This is a genomic window from Streptomyces sp. NPDC050433, from assembly GCF_044458565.1.
Taxonomy (GTDB): Bacteria; Actinomycetota; Actinomycetes; order Streptomycetales; family Streptomycetaceae; genus Streptomyces.
In genome coordinates, this window is the sequence record NZ_JBITIB010000035.1 from 14,798 (window position 1) to 31,390 (window position 16,593).

15 protein-coding genes, 1 other RNA gene and 3 pseudogenes are annotated in these 16,593 nt (G+C 68.3%); 8 read left to right on the forward strand and 11 right to left on the reverse strand.

Annotated elements, in window-relative coordinates:
- Nucleotides 1–1,806 (reverse strand): fatty acyl-AMP ligase, encoded by a 1,806-nt coding sequence (locus tag ACIBLA_RS32110; protein WP_399200662.1) that lies wholly within the window; start codon nucleotides 1,804–1,806, stop codon nucleotides 1–3.
- Nucleotides 1,807–1,934: 128 nt separating this feature from the next.
- Nucleotides 1,935–3,857: an HAD-IIIC family phosphatase gene (locus ACIBLA_RS32115; protein ID WP_399200663.1), complete on the reverse strand. Its 1,923-nt coding sequence runs from the start codon at nucleotides 3,855–3,857 to the stop codon at nucleotides 1,935–1,937.
- Nucleotides 3,858–4,040: 183 nt separating this feature from the next.
- On the opposite strand from ACIBLA_RS32115, the gene ACIBLA_RS32120 reads away from it, so the two are divergent.
- Nucleotides 4,041–5,300: an FAD-dependent oxidoreductase gene (locus ACIBLA_RS32120; RefSeq protein ID WP_399200665.1), complete on the forward strand. Its 1,260-nt coding sequence runs from the start codon at nucleotides 4,041–4,043 to the stop codon at nucleotides 5,298–5,300.
- A 131-nt stretch (nucleotides 5,301–5,431) separates the two neighbouring features.
- Here the strand turns inward: ACIBLA_RS32120 and ACIBLA_RS32125 are convergent, their stop codons facing one another.
- The 4 genes from ACIBLA_RS32125 to ACIBLA_RS32140 form a co-directional block, all read right to left on the reverse strand.
- A complete protein-coding gene (locus tag ACIBLA_RS32125) occupies nucleotides 5,432–6,667 on the reverse strand; it encodes a cytochrome P450 (RefSeq protein ID WP_363243051.1) in 1,236 nt (411 codons plus the stop codon).
- A gap of 138 nt (nucleotides 6,668–6,805) precedes the next feature.
- Nucleotides 6,806–7,222, reverse strand: a complete 417-nt coding sequence (locus tag ACIBLA_RS32130; protein ID WP_363243052.1) for a DUF4260 family protein — start codon at nucleotides 7,220–7,222, stop codon at nucleotides 6,806–6,808.
- A 64-nt stretch (nucleotides 7,223–7,286) separates the two neighbouring features.
- Complete coding sequence (locus ACIBLA_RS32135; protein WP_399200667.1) at nucleotides 7,287–8,057, reverse strand: thioesterase II family protein; 771 nt, start codon at nucleotides 8,055–8,057, stop codon at nucleotides 7,287–7,289.
- Between the two features lie 112 nt (nucleotides 8,058–8,169).
- Nucleotides 8,170–8,970, reverse strand: coding sequence for a BTAD domain-containing putative transcriptional regulator (locus tag ACIBLA_RS32140; protein ID WP_399200668.1), 801 nt, complete (start codon nucleotides 8,968–8,970; stop codon nucleotides 8,170–8,172).
- 207 nt (nucleotides 8,971–9,177) lie between these two features.
- Between ACIBLA_RS32140 and ACIBLA_RS32145 the strand changes: the two genes are divergently transcribed.
- The 6 genes and pseudogenes from ACIBLA_RS32145 to ACIBLA_RS32170 all read left to right on the forward strand — a co-directional run bounded on the left by ACIBLA_RS32145 (nucleotide 9,178) and on the right by ACIBLA_RS32170 (nucleotide 13,146).
- Complete coding sequence (locus ACIBLA_RS32145; protein ID WP_363243055.1) at nucleotides 9,178–9,498, forward strand: DUF6059 family protein; 321 nt, start codon at nucleotides 9,178–9,180, stop codon at nucleotides 9,496–9,498.
- Nucleotides 9,499–9,665: 167 nt separating this feature from the next.
- A pseudogene (locus ACIBLA_RS32150) lies at nucleotides 9,666–10,275 on the forward strand (hypothetical protein); the annotation flags it as partial.
- Nucleotides 10,272–11,303: pseudogene (locus tag ACIBLA_RS32155) on the forward strand (CBS domain-containing protein); the annotation flags it as partial. The pseudogenes ACIBLA_RS32150 and ACIBLA_RS32155, both read left to right, overlap by 4 nt.
- A 431-nt stretch (nucleotides 11,304–11,734) precedes the next feature.
- Nucleotides 11,735–12,007, forward strand: a complete 273-nt coding sequence (locus ACIBLA_RS32160; protein ID WP_329144506.1) for a type II toxin-antitoxin system Phd/YefM family antitoxin — start codon at nucleotides 11,735–11,737, stop codon at nucleotides 12,005–12,007.
- Nucleotides 12,004–12,261, forward strand: coding sequence for a Txe/YoeB family addiction module toxin (locus ACIBLA_RS32165; protein ID WP_363243056.1), 258 nt, complete (start codon nucleotides 12,004–12,006; stop codon nucleotides 12,259–12,261). Before ACIBLA_RS32160 ends, ACIBLA_RS32165 begins: the two co-directional genes overlap by 4 nt.
- Nucleotides 12,262–12,483: 222 nt before the next feature.
- Nucleotides 12,484–13,146, forward strand: a complete 663-nt coding sequence (locus tag ACIBLA_RS32170; RefSeq protein WP_399200670.1) for a hypothetical protein — start codon at nucleotides 12,484–12,486, stop codon at nucleotides 13,144–13,146.
- A gap of 280 nt (nucleotides 13,147–13,426) precedes the next feature.
- On the opposite strand, the gene ACIBLA_RS32175 is transcribed toward ACIBLA_RS32170, so the two are convergent.
- From ACIBLA_RS32175 to ACIBLA_RS32185, 3 genes and pseudogenes are all read right to left on the reverse strand, one after another.
- Complete coding sequence (locus ACIBLA_RS32175; protein ID WP_399200671.1) at nucleotides 13,427–13,615, reverse strand: hypothetical protein; 189 nt, start codon at nucleotides 13,613–13,615, stop codon at nucleotides 13,427–13,429.
- 27 nt (nucleotides 13,616–13,642) lie between these two features.
- The gene (locus ACIBLA_RS32180) at nucleotides 13,643–14,863 is read right to left on the reverse strand and encodes a hypothetical protein (RefSeq protein ID WP_399200672.1); all 1,221 of its coding nucleotides are present in this window, start codon (nucleotides 14,861–14,863) and stop codon (nucleotides 13,643–13,645) included.
- Between the two features lie 23 nt (nucleotides 14,864–14,886).
- Nucleotides 14,887–15,084 (reverse strand): annotated as a pseudogene (locus tag ACIBLA_RS32185) (transposase); the annotation flags it as partial.
- A gap of 19 nt (nucleotides 15,085–15,103) precedes the next feature.
- Between ACIBLA_RS32185 and ACIBLA_RS32190 the strand changes: the two are divergent.
- Nucleotides 15,104–15,682, forward strand: coding sequence for a hypothetical protein (locus tag ACIBLA_RS32190; RefSeq protein ID WP_399200673.1), 579 nt, complete (start codon nucleotides 15,104–15,106; stop codon nucleotides 15,680–15,682).
- Here ACIBLA_RS32190 and ACIBLA_RS32195 read toward each other — a convergent pair.
- Both ACIBLA_RS32195 and rnpB read right to left on the reverse strand, forming a co-directional pair.
- Nucleotides 15,649–15,810: a hypothetical protein gene (locus ACIBLA_RS32195; protein ID WP_363243061.1), complete on the reverse strand. Its 162-nt coding sequence runs from the start codon at nucleotides 15,808–15,810 to the stop codon at nucleotides 15,649–15,651. The genes ACIBLA_RS32190 and ACIBLA_RS32195 overlap by 34 nt on opposite strands.
- 315 nt (nucleotides 15,811–16,125) lie before the next feature.
- Nucleotides 16,126–16,527, reverse strand: an RNA gene (gene rnpB / locus ACIBLA_RS32200) — RNase P RNA component class A.
- Nucleotides 16,528–16,593 lie beyond the last annotated feature (66 nt).

Here is a 16,593-nt window from a genome sequence, read left to right on the forward strand (position 1 = left end):
TCAGACCACCGATTCCAGGGACGGGGCGGCGTCGGTGGCGTCGGCGGCCTCGGCTGAGGCGATCAGTTCGCGGACGGCCGGCTCCAGGACCTCGTACAGCGCGGTGATCCCGCCCTCCAGGAACAGCTTGCGCATCAGGGTCCGCTGGATCTTGCCGCTGGTGGTCTTGCGGACTGTTCCGGGGCGTACCAGCAGGACGTTACCGGCGGGGATGCTGAACTCCTTGCTGATGAAGCTCTGGACGCCGGAGGCAACGGTCCGCAGGTCGGTGGAGACGCTGCCGGGGCGGACCTCCTGGATGGCCACCAGGTGCTCGCGGTCGGTATCGACGGCGAAGACGGCGCCGACGCCGGTGCCGAAGGCCTTGTCCGTGGACTGGATGGCGCGTTCGACGTCCTGCGGGTAGAGGTTGCGGCCCGCGAGGATGACCAACTCCTTGAGCCGGCCGGTGACGTACAGCTCTCCGTCCTGGAGTACGCCCAGGTCGCCGGTGCGCAGCCAGCCGCCGTCGTCGTGTCCGCCCGAGCCGTCGGAGATCGCCGCGTCGAAGATCTCCTTGTTGGTCTCCGGCCGCTTCCAGTAGCCGGAGGCGACGCTCTCGCCCTTGATCCAGATCTCGCCGACGTGTCCCCCGGGCTTCTCGACGTAGGTCTCCGGGTCGACGACGCGGATCTCGAAGTCCCGCGCGATTCCGCTGCTGACGAGGGAGCGGGTGGAGGCGTCCGCGCGCGGGTCGGCCAGTTCGCCACGCTCCAGGGCGTCGGCGTCGACATCGAGCACCCGGGCGACGGCTGTCTGCGGGATGCCGGTGACCAGCAGGGTCGTCTCGGCCATGCCGTAGCAGGGGAACATCGATTGGGGGCGGAATCCCGCGGGCGCGAAGCGCTCGGTGAAGGCGCGGACCGTCTCGGCCCTGACGGGTTCGGCGCCGTTGCAGGCGGCGGTCCAGGACGACAGGTCGAGCGTCTCCAGCTGCGCGTCGGTGACCCTGCGCACGCACAGGTCGTACCCGAAGTTGGGGCCGCCGCCGGTGGTGAGTCCGTAGTCGCCGATCATCTTCAGCCAGCGATAGGGGCGCTTGAGGAAGGTGAAGGGTGCCATCAGGACGCCCTTGCCACCGAGGTAGAGCGGGTGGAGGATGTGCCCGATCAGGCCCATGTCATGGTAGAAGGGCAGCCAGCCGCCGCACACGGACTCCGGGCCGGAACCGGTCGACCGCTGGATCGCCGCCTCGTTGGCGAGCAGGTTGCGGTGCGAGACCACGACGCCCTTGGGGTCGCTGGTGGAGCCGGAGGTGTACTGCAGGAAGGCTAGGCTCTCCGGAGTGAGGGAGGGCGCGTGCCAGGCGGCAGCGTCGCCCTGGGCAAGGTCGTCGGTGGCCAGGCACGCCACGTCGGTGAAGCCCTCCGCGGCCAGCCAGGCGGAGATCGCGGGAGCGTTGGCCGAGTCGGTGAGCACGGCACACGCCTCGGCGTCGCGCAGAATGCCGGAGATCCGGGCGAAGTGCTGGCCCTGCTCGGTGGGCAGCGTTCCCGGCACGGCCACGGCACCGGCGTACAGGCAGGCGGTGAACGCCTTGATGAAGTCCAGGCCCGACGGGTAGAGCAGGAGGACCTGGCGGTTCGCGGCCTTCCGCTCCTGGAGCCAGGAAGCGATCCGGCGCGCCTCCTGGTCGAGCCCGGCGAAGGTGAGGTGCTGCGGCACCGAGCCGTGGGCGTCGTCGGGCAGGAAGACGAAGGCATCCGCGTCGTTGCGGGCCTCGGTGCGTGCAAGAACCAGTTCCGTGAAGGTTCGGAAGTTCGTCAACGTCTTTCTCCGACCTCTCCGAGTTCCGCTGGCATGGCGCCGGCACGGGTTGCTCTGACATCACGATCGTCGTCGGGGCCACTAAGGAGACGCTTGTGCGTTCCCGGCACCCGGTGGCGCGGAGCACGTCATCCGGTGCCACTGCGGATGGTCGCGTCGAGGGTCACATGTCCCGGCACCTCGGGCAGCCGGGTGAGCGGGTGCCTGAACTCGACAGTGCCGTCCGCCGATTCGGCGGCCTGCTCGAAGCCGAGCGACGGGTAGAAGGCGCGCATCTTGTGGTTCTTGGCGGTGGGCCGGTAGCTCGCGCGTACCTCGGCCGCGCCCGAGTCCACGGCGTGCTCCAGCAGCGCGGCGATGGTGGCCTGCTCTATACCGCGGGCGAAGACCCGGCAGCTGAGCAGCATGTTGTCGATGCGCAGGGCCTCGTCCTCCCGGTGCGCGAAGAGGGCGCCGACGACCCCGTTGTCACCGAAGCGGTCGCGGGAGCGCACGGCGAGCACCAAGTCGTCGGTCGAGCCGAGCCGTTCGCGGACGTCGGGGACCTGGAGCCGGCGGGTGGTGAGGTTGAACTGGTTGGTGCGCAGGGTGATCTGGGAGACTCGGGCCACTTCGTGGTCGCGTACCGGGGCGACCTCGACGGACACACCGAGGTCGCGCAGGTACTCCTCCATCGAGCCGGTGGTCCGCCGGAGGTCCTGCCGTTCCGCCTCCTGGCGGTACTGCACGGCGCGGCCCCGGTCCTCGGTGGTCAGCTCCCGTACGTCGAACCAGCCGTCGGCGAGCAGCCGGTCGATGTGCAGCGCCGGTTCCTCGTCGAGGCCGATCACGGCGATCTCGGGGAGTGAGGAGGCGACGAGGCCGCGTTCGAAGGGCGAGTCGTCGGCGAAGACGAAGCTGTCGGTGCCGAGATTGAGCTGGTCGGCGATGTGCCGGATGTTTCCGTCCTTGGGTTCCCAGTTGGCGACGATCCGGACGAAATCGGCCTCGCGCAGGGTCATGTCGGGGTGATCGCGGAGCACGGCCAGCACCGGCTCCCGGTCGTTCTTGCTGCAGACCGCGAGCAGTACGCCCTGGCCGCCGATCTGCTTGGCCACCCGCTGGAGCCGGCCGAAGACCTCACCGCGGTAGGTGGTGGCGGCGGCGATGCCGTCGGGTCCGTCGTCGCCGAGGATGCCGTCCCAGAGGGTGTTGTCGAGGTCCAGGACGAGGACCTTCTTGGCCCTGCCGCGCAGTGTCCGGAGCAGATGGCCGGTCTGACGCGCGTACCGGGCGAGCACCTCCTCCCCCAGGTACACCTTGGCGTAGGCGGCGAGCCGCGGGTCACGGACCGGTCCGCTCTCGGCGATCAACGGCTCCAGGTCGACGACGTGCAGCCGCGGGTGCGCGGCGGCGAGTCGCAGCAGACCGATGTTGAACTCCCGCCAGATGATGGAGAGTTCGGTGCGGGACCGGTGATCGACCAGCTGCTGCGTGTGCTGGGGCAGCAGCGGCAGGGTGTTGAGCACGAGCGTTCCGGTGCCGTGTTCGCCGTAGCGGGAGGCGAGCCCGTCGAGGAGTTCGAGTTTGCCGGCGACGCTCCTGGCGACGTCCTCCGTCCCCCAGGGCAGCGGCAGTTCGTCGAAAACGATCTGGGCGTCGAGAAGGCACAGAGCGAGTTCGGTGCCCGGGGCGTACAGGTCACTGCTGGTGTCCTGGAGGTCGCGCAGCCACAAGTCGTGGTCGCCGACGCGTACGCGCAGCGGGATGCCGTGGCGGGCGAGTTCCGCGGTGAGCGGTGCGGTCAGCCCGTCGACGGTGCCGTGTCCCGTGACAGCGACAGTCGCGGGTACGACGCCGGTGTGACGCTCCGCGATGTCCTCGGGAGCGAGCTTGGCGAGCAGCCTGCCCGCGCGGGACAACTGGGCGAACCCGTCGTCCTGCTGCGCGAGTTCGGCGAGCAGTCCGGGCACCACCGGGTACTCGGCGGCGAGCCGTTGCTCGCCGTGCAACGCGCGGAGCCGGACGAGGGGGCTGACGGGGCCGGTGCGGTCCAGGTCGGACGTCGTCACTGCTGTCCTCACGGTCGGTTCGCCTCTCTGCGGGGGCGGGCGCCTGGGAGCTTGTGCCCGGACCCTAAAGACGGGCTTGCGCGCGGGTGCCCCGGCCGCCGCGCGGGCCGCCCGCAAGAGCTGCTTTAGGCGGGCTGCGGACCATCCGTGGATGATGACTCCTTCGGAAAGGCAGCAGCGACGATGACAACTGAGCTGACCGCGGACGTGTGTGTGGTCGGAGGAGGCCCGGCGGGACTCACGCTGGCCGTTGAGCTCGCCAAGCGTTCGGTCTCGGTCGTGGTGGTGGAACAGAGCGGTCACTTCGACCGGTCGTTCCGGGGCGAGTCGGTCTCTCCCGACTCTGTGTGGCTGCTCGACAAGCTGGGCGTCCTCGGCCGACTGGACGGCGCCTACCAGCAGATGCACAGAATGGAGATCGTCGACTCCGGCAGCACGGTGCTGCGCGCCGACTTCCGCCGCTTCCCGTATCCGCACCCCTACCCCGTGGAGATGCCCCAGCCGGCGCTGCTCTCGGCGTTGGCGGCCCTCGGGCAGGAAGAGCACCCGGAGCACTTCACCCTGGTGCGCCGGGCGACCGCCACCCGTCTGCTGCGTTCGGGCGGCGAGAGCGGTCCGGTCACGGGGGTGGTGGCCCGTACCCCGGAGGGCGAGCTGACTGTTCACGCGGCGCTCACGGTGGCGGCGGACGGCCGGTTCAGCAAGGTCCGTGACATGTCGGGCCTGCCGTACACGAAGGTGCCGCTGGAACGTGACGTGGTGTGGCTGAAGCTGCCGTTCCCGTCCGAGTGGGACGACCGTACCTATCGCATCCGGATCCGCGGCGACCAGCACGGGCTGTTCATCCCGACCCACCCGGACAGTGTGCGTGTCGGTTTCAACATCCCCAAGGGCGGGTTGAAGGAACTGCGCGCCCAGGGTCTGCCCGCGCTGTACGAGCGGCTGGACGGGCTCGCTCCCGAGCTGGCCGAGTCGGTACGAAGTGAGATCCGCTCCTGGTCCGACACCTCGATGCTGGACATCTTCACCACGATGGTGCCGAGCTGGTCCATGCCGGGCCTGGTCCTGATCGGCGACGCGGCACACACGCTGACGCCGATCCTCGGCCAGGGCGTCAATCACGCGATCATCGACGCGGTGACGCTGGCGCCGCTGGTGCGTGACGCCATCGACGCAGGCGGGGACGAGGCGGCGCTGGCGCGTGCGGGCGCCGAGTTCCAGCGGGCGCGGGAGGAGTCGGTCGCCAAGTCGCGCGGTCTGCAACTGCGGCAGGAGCGGCTGTTCGCCCTGCACGGCGTCGGCGGTGTCGGCCGCCGCTCGCTGTACCGGGTGATCGACCGGAGCCAGAAGCTGAAGGAACGGGTGCTGGCGGGCGCGTACTTCCAGTTGCAGAAGCCGGGGCCGCACGTCGTGGAGGCGCAGTCGCCCGCCACCCGAGTGTGATGACTGGTGCCGTCCGCCGGCGCGACCGGCGGACGCAGGACAGGGGCCCGGCCCGCACGTTCTCGTGCGGGCCGGGCCCTTGCCCTGTGGGCCGGCCGGCGGACGGGGCGATCAGGACCGGCCCTGGTCCGTCACCAGGTGACGGGCAGCGCCTTCAGACCGTGCACCATCATCCCGGTCGTCAGCTCCAGGGAATCGACCTCCTCCGCGAGCCGCAGACCCGGGAAGCGGTTCAGCAGCGAGGAGATGACGATCTGCAGCTCCGCCCTGGCCAGAGCGGCGCCCACGCAGAAGTGCGGGCCGTGGCCGAACGCGACATGGTGGACGGCCTCGGGCCGTTCGGGGTCGAACTCGTTCGCCTGCGCACCGGGGAAGCGGTCGGGGTCCTGATTGGCGGAGCAGACCGCCGCCAGGACCGCGCTGCCCTTGGGGATGAGGGTGCCGCCGACCTCGACGTCCTCCAGGGTGATCCGCAGCGGGCCGCCGTCACCGATCGGGTTGACGCGCAGCAGCTCCTCGATGGCGTGGTCGAGCTTTTCGGGGTGCTCGCGCAACATGGCCATGTGCTCGGGGTGGCGCAGCAGGGTCAGGACGATCTTGCCGATCATGCTGACGGTGGTCTCGTGACCGGCGACGAGGATGGTCGCCGCCATGACGATCAGCTCGTACTCGTTGAGGCTGCTCTCCTCGTCGCTGGCGACGACGAGCGCCCCCATCAGATCGTCCGTCGGCTCCTCCCGCTTGCGCTTGACGAGTTCCCCGAGGTACCCGATCATCTGCTGGCGCTGGGCGGCCATCTCCTCCGACGTGTGCGCGGTAATGGAGACGAACGCGTCCGACCACTCGCGGAAGCGGTCGCGGTCCTCGAAGGGCACACCGAGTAGTTCGCAGATCACCATCACCGGCAGCGGGAAGGCCAGTGCCGTGTTGAGGTCGACCGGCCCGTCGAGCTTCTCCATCTCGTCCAGAAGTCCGTCGGTCAGCTCCTGGATACGGGGACGCATGTTCTGCACGCGGCGGGCGGTGAACTCCCGTGAGACGAGCCTGCGCAGCCGGGTGTGCTCGGGCGCGTCCGTGGTGAACAGGCTGCCCGGCACGGGAGGCGTGGGGGTGAGCTGCGGCGACTCGGGGGAGATGGTGGCGGCGCGGCTGAACCTGTCATCGGCGAGCACGGTGCGCACGTCGTCGTAGCGGGTCACCACGTAGCCCTCGTCGCCGGTGGGCAGCCGGACATGGGCGACAGGGCACTTGCCCCGCAACTCCTCGTAGACGGGAGGCACTTCGACGGCCGAAGGGCGGTGGAACGGGTATTCCAGTACAGGTCGGTCGGTCTCCGACCCGCCATGCGTCGTGTCCGTCGTGTCCATACGTTTCCTCCGGCAACAGGTGCTCAGCGGTTGCTTGTGCGGTGGTTCGAGTGACCGACGCGCGGCAAGAGACGCGGTCGGGGACCTGGACGAGCCTCGCAGCGACGCCTTGTGCGAGGCCAAAGCGCCCCAGATGTGTCAGCGCTGCCATCCTTCGGGGGTGCGCAGGCCGTATCCGAGGGCCCGGTCGGCGGCGATGTGCACCAGCCAGGCCAGACCGAAGTTGAACACGGGGACGGCGACGGACGGGGATTCGGGGATCAGGCAGGCGAGCATGACGACCACGGGCACGACGGGCCGGTGCAGAAGGTTGTAGAGGGGTACGGCTCTGCGGGGCAGTTGGCCGTGCTGGTGCGGGCCGCCGGAGATGCCGGCGAGGAACGACAGGTCGGGTGCGATGGCACCGGCGAGTGCCGCGACGAGCACCCATCCGCCGTACTTCGTCGCCTCGAACACCGCAAAGACCAGGAGGAGGACGAACGCGACCACCCATACCGCGCGGACCGGCCGTGAGGCCGAGCTCCTGGTGGCGCCTTCCGTGGCGTTGTGAGTCACGGGACTTACTTCCTTTCGCGATGGATCTGTACAAGCGGCCGGCCGCGGTCGCGGTGCCGGTCGGCTACACCGCGACCCGCTCCGAGGCGTACCGGCGTGTCAGGGAGGCGAGTTCACGCAGGAAGGCGCCCTCGTCCGATCTGACGAAGAAGTGTCCGCCGGGCATCGTTCGCACGTCGCAGCCGCTCCCCGCGTGCCTCCGCCAGGAGAGCATCTCGTCCACGGTGACCAGCCGGTCCGCGTGTCCGGCGAACAGGTGCAGCGGTACCCGCAGCGGCTCGATGTGCGGGGCGACGCTGCCCATGCACAGCCGGAGGTCGTCACGGACCACCGGAAGGAGCGCGGAGAGGAATTCGGGATGGCCGAGCAGCGTCTCCGGGATGCCGCCGAGCGCGGCCAGGCCGGCGACGAGCTCCTCGTCCCCGGCGTCCGGGTCCGCGAGCGCCGGGGACGGCAGGTGCGGGGCACGGTAGGCGCTCAGCACGAGTGCCCGGGGCAGGGCGGCCCCGCGCGACTGCCGCCGCCGGGCGAGCGAGTACGCGATGAGCGCCCCCATGCTGTGGCCGTAGAAGATGTGGGGCTCTGCCAGCTCCTTGTCGAGCTGTGCGTCCAAGTCGTCGATGAGGGCGTCCAGATCGGTGAACCTGGGTTCGTCGTACCGTTCCTCGCGGCCGGGCAGTTGTACCGGCATCACCTGTACTCCGGCGTCATGGGCGTCGAGGCCGCGCTGCCATCGCCGGTACGCCGAGGCGCCGCCGCCCGCGTACGGAAAGCAGAACAGCCGTGTCGCGGGCTCCGGTTCGAAGCCCGGTCGCTTCCGGGACAGGTATCGCATCGTGTCGCTCCGTCTCGGTTCAGTCCAGGGTGTGAGCGGGCCGTCCGGGTGCGGGATGCGTCAACCGGTCGTGCGGTCCCGGCCAACGCGGTGCCCACGCTGCCGGGGACCGCTAAAACGCTGCCAAACTCGGTGCGGCGAGGTCGAGCTGAGGGTCGGCGGCCAGGATCGCCCGATGCAGTTTCTGGACGCGCAGGGAAGGCTCAATGCCCAGCTCCTGGGAGGTCGACGCGCGTAGCTTTCGAAAAATTTCAAGCGCTTGCCACGAGCGTCCACATCTGTAGAGCGCCAGCATCAGCAGCCCGTGCAGACGCTCCTGGAGCGGGAAGCGCTCAGTGAGTGCGAGGAGTTCGCCGATCACTTCGGCGTGCCTGCCGAGCCGGAGGTCTGCGGTGATCCGCCCCTCCAGCGCGGAGCGACGTGCCTCCTCCAGCCGTAGCAGCTCGACGCGGAGCGCGGGTCCGATGCGTACGTCGGCTAGGAGCTGCCCACGCCACATGCCGAGCGCCTCGCCCAGCAGCTCCGAAGCGGTCTCGTCGTTGCCGCCGGCCAGTGCCCGCAACCCGCGACCGGTGAGCTGCTGGAAGAGGTCGGCCTCCAAGACGGGCGCGGGCATGTTCAGCGCGTATCCGGCATAGCTGCGGCTCAGCACCTCTTTCGGGGCACACTCGTGCTCCGGTCCCAAGGCGTCTGCGATGGCCCGGCGCAGCTGCTTGACGTAGGTCTGCACAACTCCCGCGGGCCCGCTGGGGGGACTTGAGTCCCACAACTCCTCGGTCAGCGTCGTCACATTCACGTCACAGCCCGCGTTGACCGCCAGCAGTGCGAGCATCTGGCGCGGTTTGGCCGCACTTGGCACCACGGATGTGCCGTCGATGCTCACCACGAGCGGCCCGAGAACCCCGATCTCCATGGAACTGCTCCTTCCGCCTGCTGGAACACTGACACGTTGTCGCCCGCAGCGACACTTAGCCGATCATGATTTTGGCGGGAATCCGTCTGCCCCGGAATATGAGATTTTCATGGTCACGACCTTCCGCGACGCGCTTTAAGCGACGCTTCAGGCCAAGCGGTGAGCATAGGCGCCATCGGAGGTCGTCGCAGGAGCGCCTCAGTACCAGTGCGGGAGAAGAGGGGCGGCATGGGGCCGAGGTCCTGGCTCGACAAGGCGGTCACCGGCGTGTGGAACATGCTCGTCGAGTACGGCTCCCTCACCGTCGGACCGCTGGCCGGTGTCCACTTCGACGACCCTGCCCCGGACCCCGACCACACTCCGCAGGAAGCCCGGCCGCCGCAAGCCACACACGGCCGCGGGAACGGCGCCCGGCTCCAGGGGCCCCCGACCGGCCACCCGGAACGACACTGCCCGACCCCTCCGAGCCGGGTCGAGCAGGAGCTGTGGGCAGGACTGGGCGTCGACGTGAAGAAAGCCGGCCAGTAGGTTCGCCGGCCAAATGCCATGGGCGGCAGACGAGTCGGGCTCTACGCCGGGGAGAGCCATCGCAGCGCAATGACCTGCGCAAACGTGTAGCGAGGGAGCTTGTGTGGCTACCTTGACCGCTACGTAAGGAGACACCCCGCCCTGGAGCAGGCGGTCCGCTGTATGCGCTCGAACGGCAGTGCATCGTCCGCCCGAACGATCTGCCGTACAAGACACAGCTCGTCCCGCTCGCGGCCGTCCGCGCCATCCTCGACACGGCACTGGACGGGCTGGGAGCGGAGGAGAAGACCGAGCAGTGGTACTGGTGCGGGGTCCTCGGCGAGATGTACGGCGGCTCTACCGAGACAGCGCCGCCTACAAGGGCATCTACGCCCTGCTCATCAAGCAGGGAGCGGTGGACTGGCACCACACGGACAGGCCGCTCAACCCCGGCAGGCTGGACGAGTACAGCGTGGACGTCCGGCAGATCTTCCCCAAGACCTGGTTCCGGCGGGGCAACAGTGAGGGCCTGCCCACGAACTCCATCGTGAACAAGACCCCGCTGTCCTACCGCGCGGCGATGGACATGGCCGGGGCGCCAGCGTCCTAGCCTCCGACATGCGACCCGAGTGGTTCGACGACGTACTCGCCACCCACCTCATCGATCCGGAAGCGCTCCGCGACAACAACTACGAACGGTTCTACAGCGACCGTTCCAAGCAGTTGCAGGATCTCGTGCACGCCGCCACGGGCAAGAGGACCATGCTCCATGACCTCACGGAGGGCCACGCCCGATGACGGCCACACCGGGCGGGCAGGACCTCGCCGCGCTCACGGGCAGAACCGTCCCCGTGCAGGACATCCTTGACCTGTTCCAGGTCAGAGTCCGTGATCACCGGTCGGTGCACCGCATCTCGCAAGCACTCACGGACGCCGGGCTGACGACGCTGCCGGACTTCGCCGTGTGCGGCCAGCGCAGCAACGTCGACGTGGTGCCGCTCGCGTCCGTGCCCGCGCAGGTCGCCCCCGCCGACGTGGAGGAGGACGAGACGCAGGAGTCCCTGCCCTCGGCCGCCCTTCCGCAGCGTCTGCTGCTCGGGGACATCCCGTCGGCGCGGCGAGGGCTCGTGTCCGTCGGCCCCGGCACGCCCCTGCCACAGGCCACGTTCCTGATGCGCACAAAGGGCGTCGCGCAGGTCCTGGTGACCACCGGTATGGCGCAGATCCACGGGGTGGTCACCTGGGGATCCGTCGCCAAGATGTACGAGGCGGGCAAGCAGCCGACGCTGGACAACGCGATGGAGAAGGACTCCCTCCCGGTCGCCGGCACCCTCCAGGAGTTCTTCTCCGCTCTGCCGGTCGTCCGCGAGCACGGGTATCTCCTGGTCCGAGGCGACGACGGCTGTCTCTCCGGCATTGTCACCGCCGCGGACGTCACGGACCGCTTCGAGGGCGCGGCACGGCCCTTCTTCATCGTCGGGGAGATCGAGTCCCTGCTGCGCCGCTGCCTGGGCACGGCGCTGGACGAGGAGACCGTCAAGGCCGTCCAGACGAACAAGAAGCCCGAGCACCGCACAGGGCAGATTTTCGACCTCATGTTCGGCGACTACCTGAGGCTCCTTGATGGCGACCAGACGAAAACGTCGCTGGCCGAAAGCGCCGACGCCAACTGGGAAGCCCTGAAGTGGCCCAACCTGCCCAGGGAACAGTTCATCGGCCGCCTGAAGCGAGTGAAGGACATCCGCAATCGGATCGCCCACTTCGACGAGAAGCCGCTTCCGCAGGAGATGATCGACGAGCTGACGACGTTCGCGAAGCTGCTGCGGGAACCGCGGCGAAGCCGTCGCCCCGGGTGGTGGGCATGCCCGCCCGCTGGGCGAGCGCGGTCACGGGCAGGGTGCCGCCCGCGTCGAGCAGGGCGGCGAGGGCCTTGTGGACCTGCTTCTGCTGCGGCTTGCGCGCCACTTCCGCCTGAAGGTCGGCGGCGAAGGGTTCGGCTGCCGGGCAGGCGCCAACTCCCCTTGCGCCGAATACCGGCCTTCATATCAATCGTTCAATCGTCAGCCTGCGCGCCCCTGACCGGTCGGAATCCGATCGGGTTTGCCGGATACGTCCCACTCGGGCCGCGGCAGTGAGGCGGCGCGGTCAGCTGACGCCAAGGAGCCCACACCGAACGCAGCCCACTCCACCACTTGTACCGGAGTTCAGTACCAGCATGGTACCATTATTCCGTACCATCAGGAGAGAGGTGTCGCAAATGACGATAAGCGCCAGCGAGGCCCGCAAGGACCTCTTCCCACTTATCAAGCGCGTCAACGACGACCACACCCCCGTGCGCATCAGTTCCAAGAGCGGCGACGCGGTACTGATGTCCTCCGAGGATTACGACTCCTGGCAGGAGACCGTCTACCTGCTGCGCTCCCCCGCCAACGCGAGAAGCCTCATGGAAGCCGTGGCACGGGACAGGGCCGGCGAGACCGTGGTCACCAGGACCATGGAAGAGCTGGAAGAGCTGGCGGGTGACGGGTGAGGAGCGTCCACTTCGACCCGGCCGGATGGGAAGACTTCCTGTTCTGGCTCGGCTCGGACCGCGGCATGGCCCGCAGGATCACACGGCTGATCGCGGAGATCCAGCGCACCCCCTTCACCGGCATCGGCAAGCCGGAGCCCCTGAAGGGCGACCTGTCCGGCTACTGGTCACGCCGGATCGACGACGAGCACCGGCTCGTCTACCGGGTGGACGAGAAGGAAGTCAAGATCCTCAAGGCCCGCTTCCACTACTGAGGCCCCCCGCCCATGCGCCAGTGCATCGCAGAGGCTGTCGGCGTCCGCCGTGTCGGCTCCCTCTTCGACATGGCCTGTTCCATCTGGCGCAAGGTCCGTTCGGCTGATTGAGTGTCAGCTACAAATGGGGCGTAACGACCTGGGGGCCCAGACATGGCATCAGATACCTACGACAGACCGGATCCGGAAGCAACCGCACGTGGGCAGCGAGTCCTCGATCTCATGGACAAGGCGATCGACCTCCAGACTCCGCTGGTGCGCAAGAACATCGCCCGAGCCCGCCAGCGGAACCCAGAGGCGACACCGGCGCAGGTGATCCGCAGTCTGGAGCGGATGTACGTCGGCGCCTTGAGCGGGACGGGTGCTGCGGTGGGAGCAACCGCAGCCGCGCCCGGCGTCGGCACGGGCCTCGCACTGGCAATGTCGGCAGGCGAGACTCTCTCGTCTCTTGAGCTGAGCGCTCTCTTCGCGCTTTCGATCGCCGAAGTTCACGGAGTCCCCATCGACGAGGTCGAGCGCCGCAGAACGATCGTCATGGGACTCATGCTCGGCGGGAGCGGCTCCACCACCATTTCCAAGGTCGCGGAGCGCACGGGTCAACACTGGGGTCGCCAGGTTGTCGCCAAGGTGCCGGTCGAGACGTTGCGTCAGATCAACAAGATTCTGGGGAAGAACTTCATCACGAAGTACGGGACCAAGCAGGGAATCATCGTTCTCGGTCGAGTGGCACCGTTCGGTATCGGCGCTGTGATCGGCGGCGGCGCCAACGCCGCCCTCGCCACTCTGGCGGTGAGGGCCGGCCGTCGCGCGTTTGGCCCACCCCCGACGTCATGGCCAGAGCTGACACGCAGCACACCGCCGACGTCCGAGGACTCGCGAGACTGACCCTCGGTGCGCTGCGGGGCGTCGAGCGCCCCGCCACCTACTCCTCGTGATCACGGCTCGATCTGAGGCCGGAGCAGCACAAATCCTTCGCCGATGGCCTTGCCCACGAGAGCGTCCCACCTTCGATCACTCGCGTCGTCAACGAACCATCGCATAGCGATTGCTCATCCTGCCGGCTCAGCGGCCCTCCCGACGATATGAGGAGAGCCCACCGCAACGAATCAGGAGCCTGCGGCGGGCATCAGGCCGCCTTCCGACTCGATCAAGTCCCCTGCGGCGATCAACTCAGGTCCCTAGAACTCCCAATTCCATTGATTTCTTCGTCCTTCTCGCGAAGGGAGGCGAGCAGGACATCCAGCCCGGTGAGTTTCAGCGTCGGATGGTCCCTCTTGTAGTTGTCCATGAGCATCTCGACATCGCCCACGTCGGAGAGGCTCTCCTCGTCCTCGTGCAGCTTGTCCATGCCCATCGGCTCACGGCTCCTCCTTCCGGGGGTTCAGATCTGCGACCGAGCGGCCGACATGGAACAGCGGTCGCACCAGAAGCCGAAGAGCGAAGCGCCGAACCCCATCGGGCCGAAGGGAGTCAGGCCGCTGTCCACCGCGACAAGGAAAGGCATGAAGTTTCCGCATCCAGGACAGAGCGGGTGCGTCTCTGGTGAAGGCCAGCGCGGTAGTCCGCCCACCTGGTGCCGCGACCTTCCGGTGATGGCCACCCGACTCACACCCGTCTGGTTGGGGTGCGTTTCCAGCGTCATGGACAACTCGCCGGGAACCACGCGTGACGTCTCGGCAGAAGGCCCTTGCGGTTGATAGAAAGCACGCGTCCCGTCGGCCGTGAACTGTGCGTAAAGGATGTCGACTTCGTCGCAGTCGCAGGAGAACCAGAAGAACGAGGGATCACCGCTGAACTCGTACGGCAGATCACTAACGGAGAGGGTGAGCACCCTGTCCGCCGGCGCGTTGCACCGCGCGCAGAGAGGAACGTCCTGCTCGTACCGTCCACCCATCACGTGCGGGCTCTCGCCCCGGTCGGTGACGAACCCCATGAACGCCGGGCGGAATCCTGCCGCGGCCCCGCTGTCGGACATGCGGCCCGCGAGCGGCATCAGCCACTCCCACTCGTCATAGGTATCGACCTCGTCACGCACCGAAGTGATCAGGTCAGCGGCATGAGGGGTCCTGATGAGGGCGAGAGAGAGCAGGCCGGTCCGATCGTGGGTCTCGCGCCAGTCGCGCAGCAGGGAGTCGGCCCGTTCGTCCGGGGCTCCGGACAGGAGGCTGGCCCGATAGAGAGAAGTGCCGAGTCGATCCTCGTAGGGGCGTAGCCGATCGGGGTGATAGGCGGCGATGTTGAAGATGACGGAAGCCAGCGGAGAGTCGGGGTCCGGAGATGAGAGGTAATCCTCGATGAACGCATCGGTCAGAGACTCCGGAAACCAGGGAACAAGCCGGGCCGCTGACCGCACGACCGGTCCCGCAGCGCGCAGCCGCTCGGCCGCTCGCACCTTCACCTGCCGTGCGTCAGGAACGAGCTCAAGGTACTCCGCAACATACTCGGCCACTGCTTCGTCCGTCGTCTCCATGAGACACGCGCCGGCGTTTTCCGCTCCTCGGTCACCCTGAGCGCAGAAGTATTCAATGATGCTCTGCGCCTTGTCAGCGACAGAGAGTTCAGGGGCGAAGGCTATTTCCTCGACGCGCTCAGTCGGTGTCATTCTTCGCCTTCTCCCAGTAGTACAGCAGCAAGTGATCGATGGTGCGAGAGTACGGTCTGCCACGACCCGTACCGATCGGGCAGGTCGCGCCACGGAACCCCGGTCCGCAACCGCCACAACACACCGTTGACCACCTGACGGTGATCACGCCACGGACGGCCACGCCCGTCCGCCTGCGGCAACAAGGGCTCTATTACGGCTGCCCATCCTCCTTCGAGCACCGGCCCGTAGGGTGGCCGTATGCACTCGAACGACTACGTCCTGTTTCTCAACGGCGGTTACGGCGTTGGGAAATCGGCCGTGCTGGAGCATGTTGGCGACCTCCTCGCAGCAACCGGACAGCCCTTCAGCCTGATGGACGTCGACTGGTTCCATCGCTCGTGGCCTTCCGGCGACGACGACCCGGACAACGTCCTGACCGAGGCCATCAACATGGCCGCGGTGTGGACGAATTACCGACGGGTGGGGCCTCGCCAGCTGGTGGTCTCCGGGGTGCTGGCCACGGCCGCCGACCGGCACCGCTACTCCGAGGCCCTCGCCCTCCCGGTGCGCTCGGTCCGACTGGAGGCCGGCGCGGCGGTCACCGAGACGCGGCTGCGCGGCCGCTATCCCGATGCCCGACCCGACGCCCTGCAGTGGCACCTGGAGCGCTACGAGACGCTCGCCGCCCAGCTCGCCGAGGCGGATCTGGACGAGTTCGTCATCGTCACCGACACCTTGACGCCCGCAGCGGTCGCCCAGCGGGTGACGGAGCACTTCGGTCTGCTGGCCGCCCCCAGCGGCCCTCAGTCCGGGAGCGCAACGCGGAGCACCGGGTGACCGGCGATCTCCTGCGTCTCGTGGTGGAGCCGCAGGTTCGCCCCGAGGGCCGCGGCGAAGGCGGCTCGCGCCGGGGCCGGGTCGGCGGCGACGCCGTAGAACTTCGAGCCCGACAGGGACACCGGCACCAGGCCCCGGTGAACAGCCGGGGAGTGCTTCTCCGCCGAGAAGGGCTATCGGAGGGGTACAAGTTGAAAGAGCGTCGGCTCCATGCGTGCGTATCGCGCCGGGACCACCCGGATGACCCAGGACAGAGGCCACTTGCGCCAGGCCCGGCCGAGTTGCCGCCAAGCTCTGGCCCCACTGTTCATGGCTACTCTCGTGGCTACGTACGTAGCCGGGCGGCCCTGTTCGAACCCGTACGAAGCGGGGTCTGGCCAAGCGCCGGATCTGAGGCAGAAGAGCCCCTGACCAGCGAGGCGCTGGTCAAAGACCATGGGCGGCAGACGAGTCGGGCTCTACGCCGGATTCTGTCGCCCGGTCGCCTCGCGGCGGCCGGGGAGACGGCCATCCATCTAGGACCGGCGTTGCCGCCGGCCTCCTGCGGTCTACCCGCGGACTCGGGCGGGCAGCCCTCGAACGTCCGCGCAGGGCCGTCTCGCGACGGCCCCTCTTGACCTTGCTCCAAGTGGGGTTTACCTAGCCGCCTGAGTCACCTCAGGCGCTGGTGGTCTCTTACACCACCGTTTCACCCTTACCCGGCGCCTGAGCGCCGGGCGGTCTGTTTTCTGTGGCACTGTCCCGCGGGTCACCCCGGGTGGGCGTTACCCACCACCTTGCCCTGTGGAGTCCGGACGTTCCTCGGGAAGATCCGTGGATCCTCACGCGGCCGTCCGCCCGGCTCGTCTGCCGTGATCGTCATGGTACCCGGCCGGGCGGGCGGACGGCCGCCCGGCCGGGTCCTTGACCTT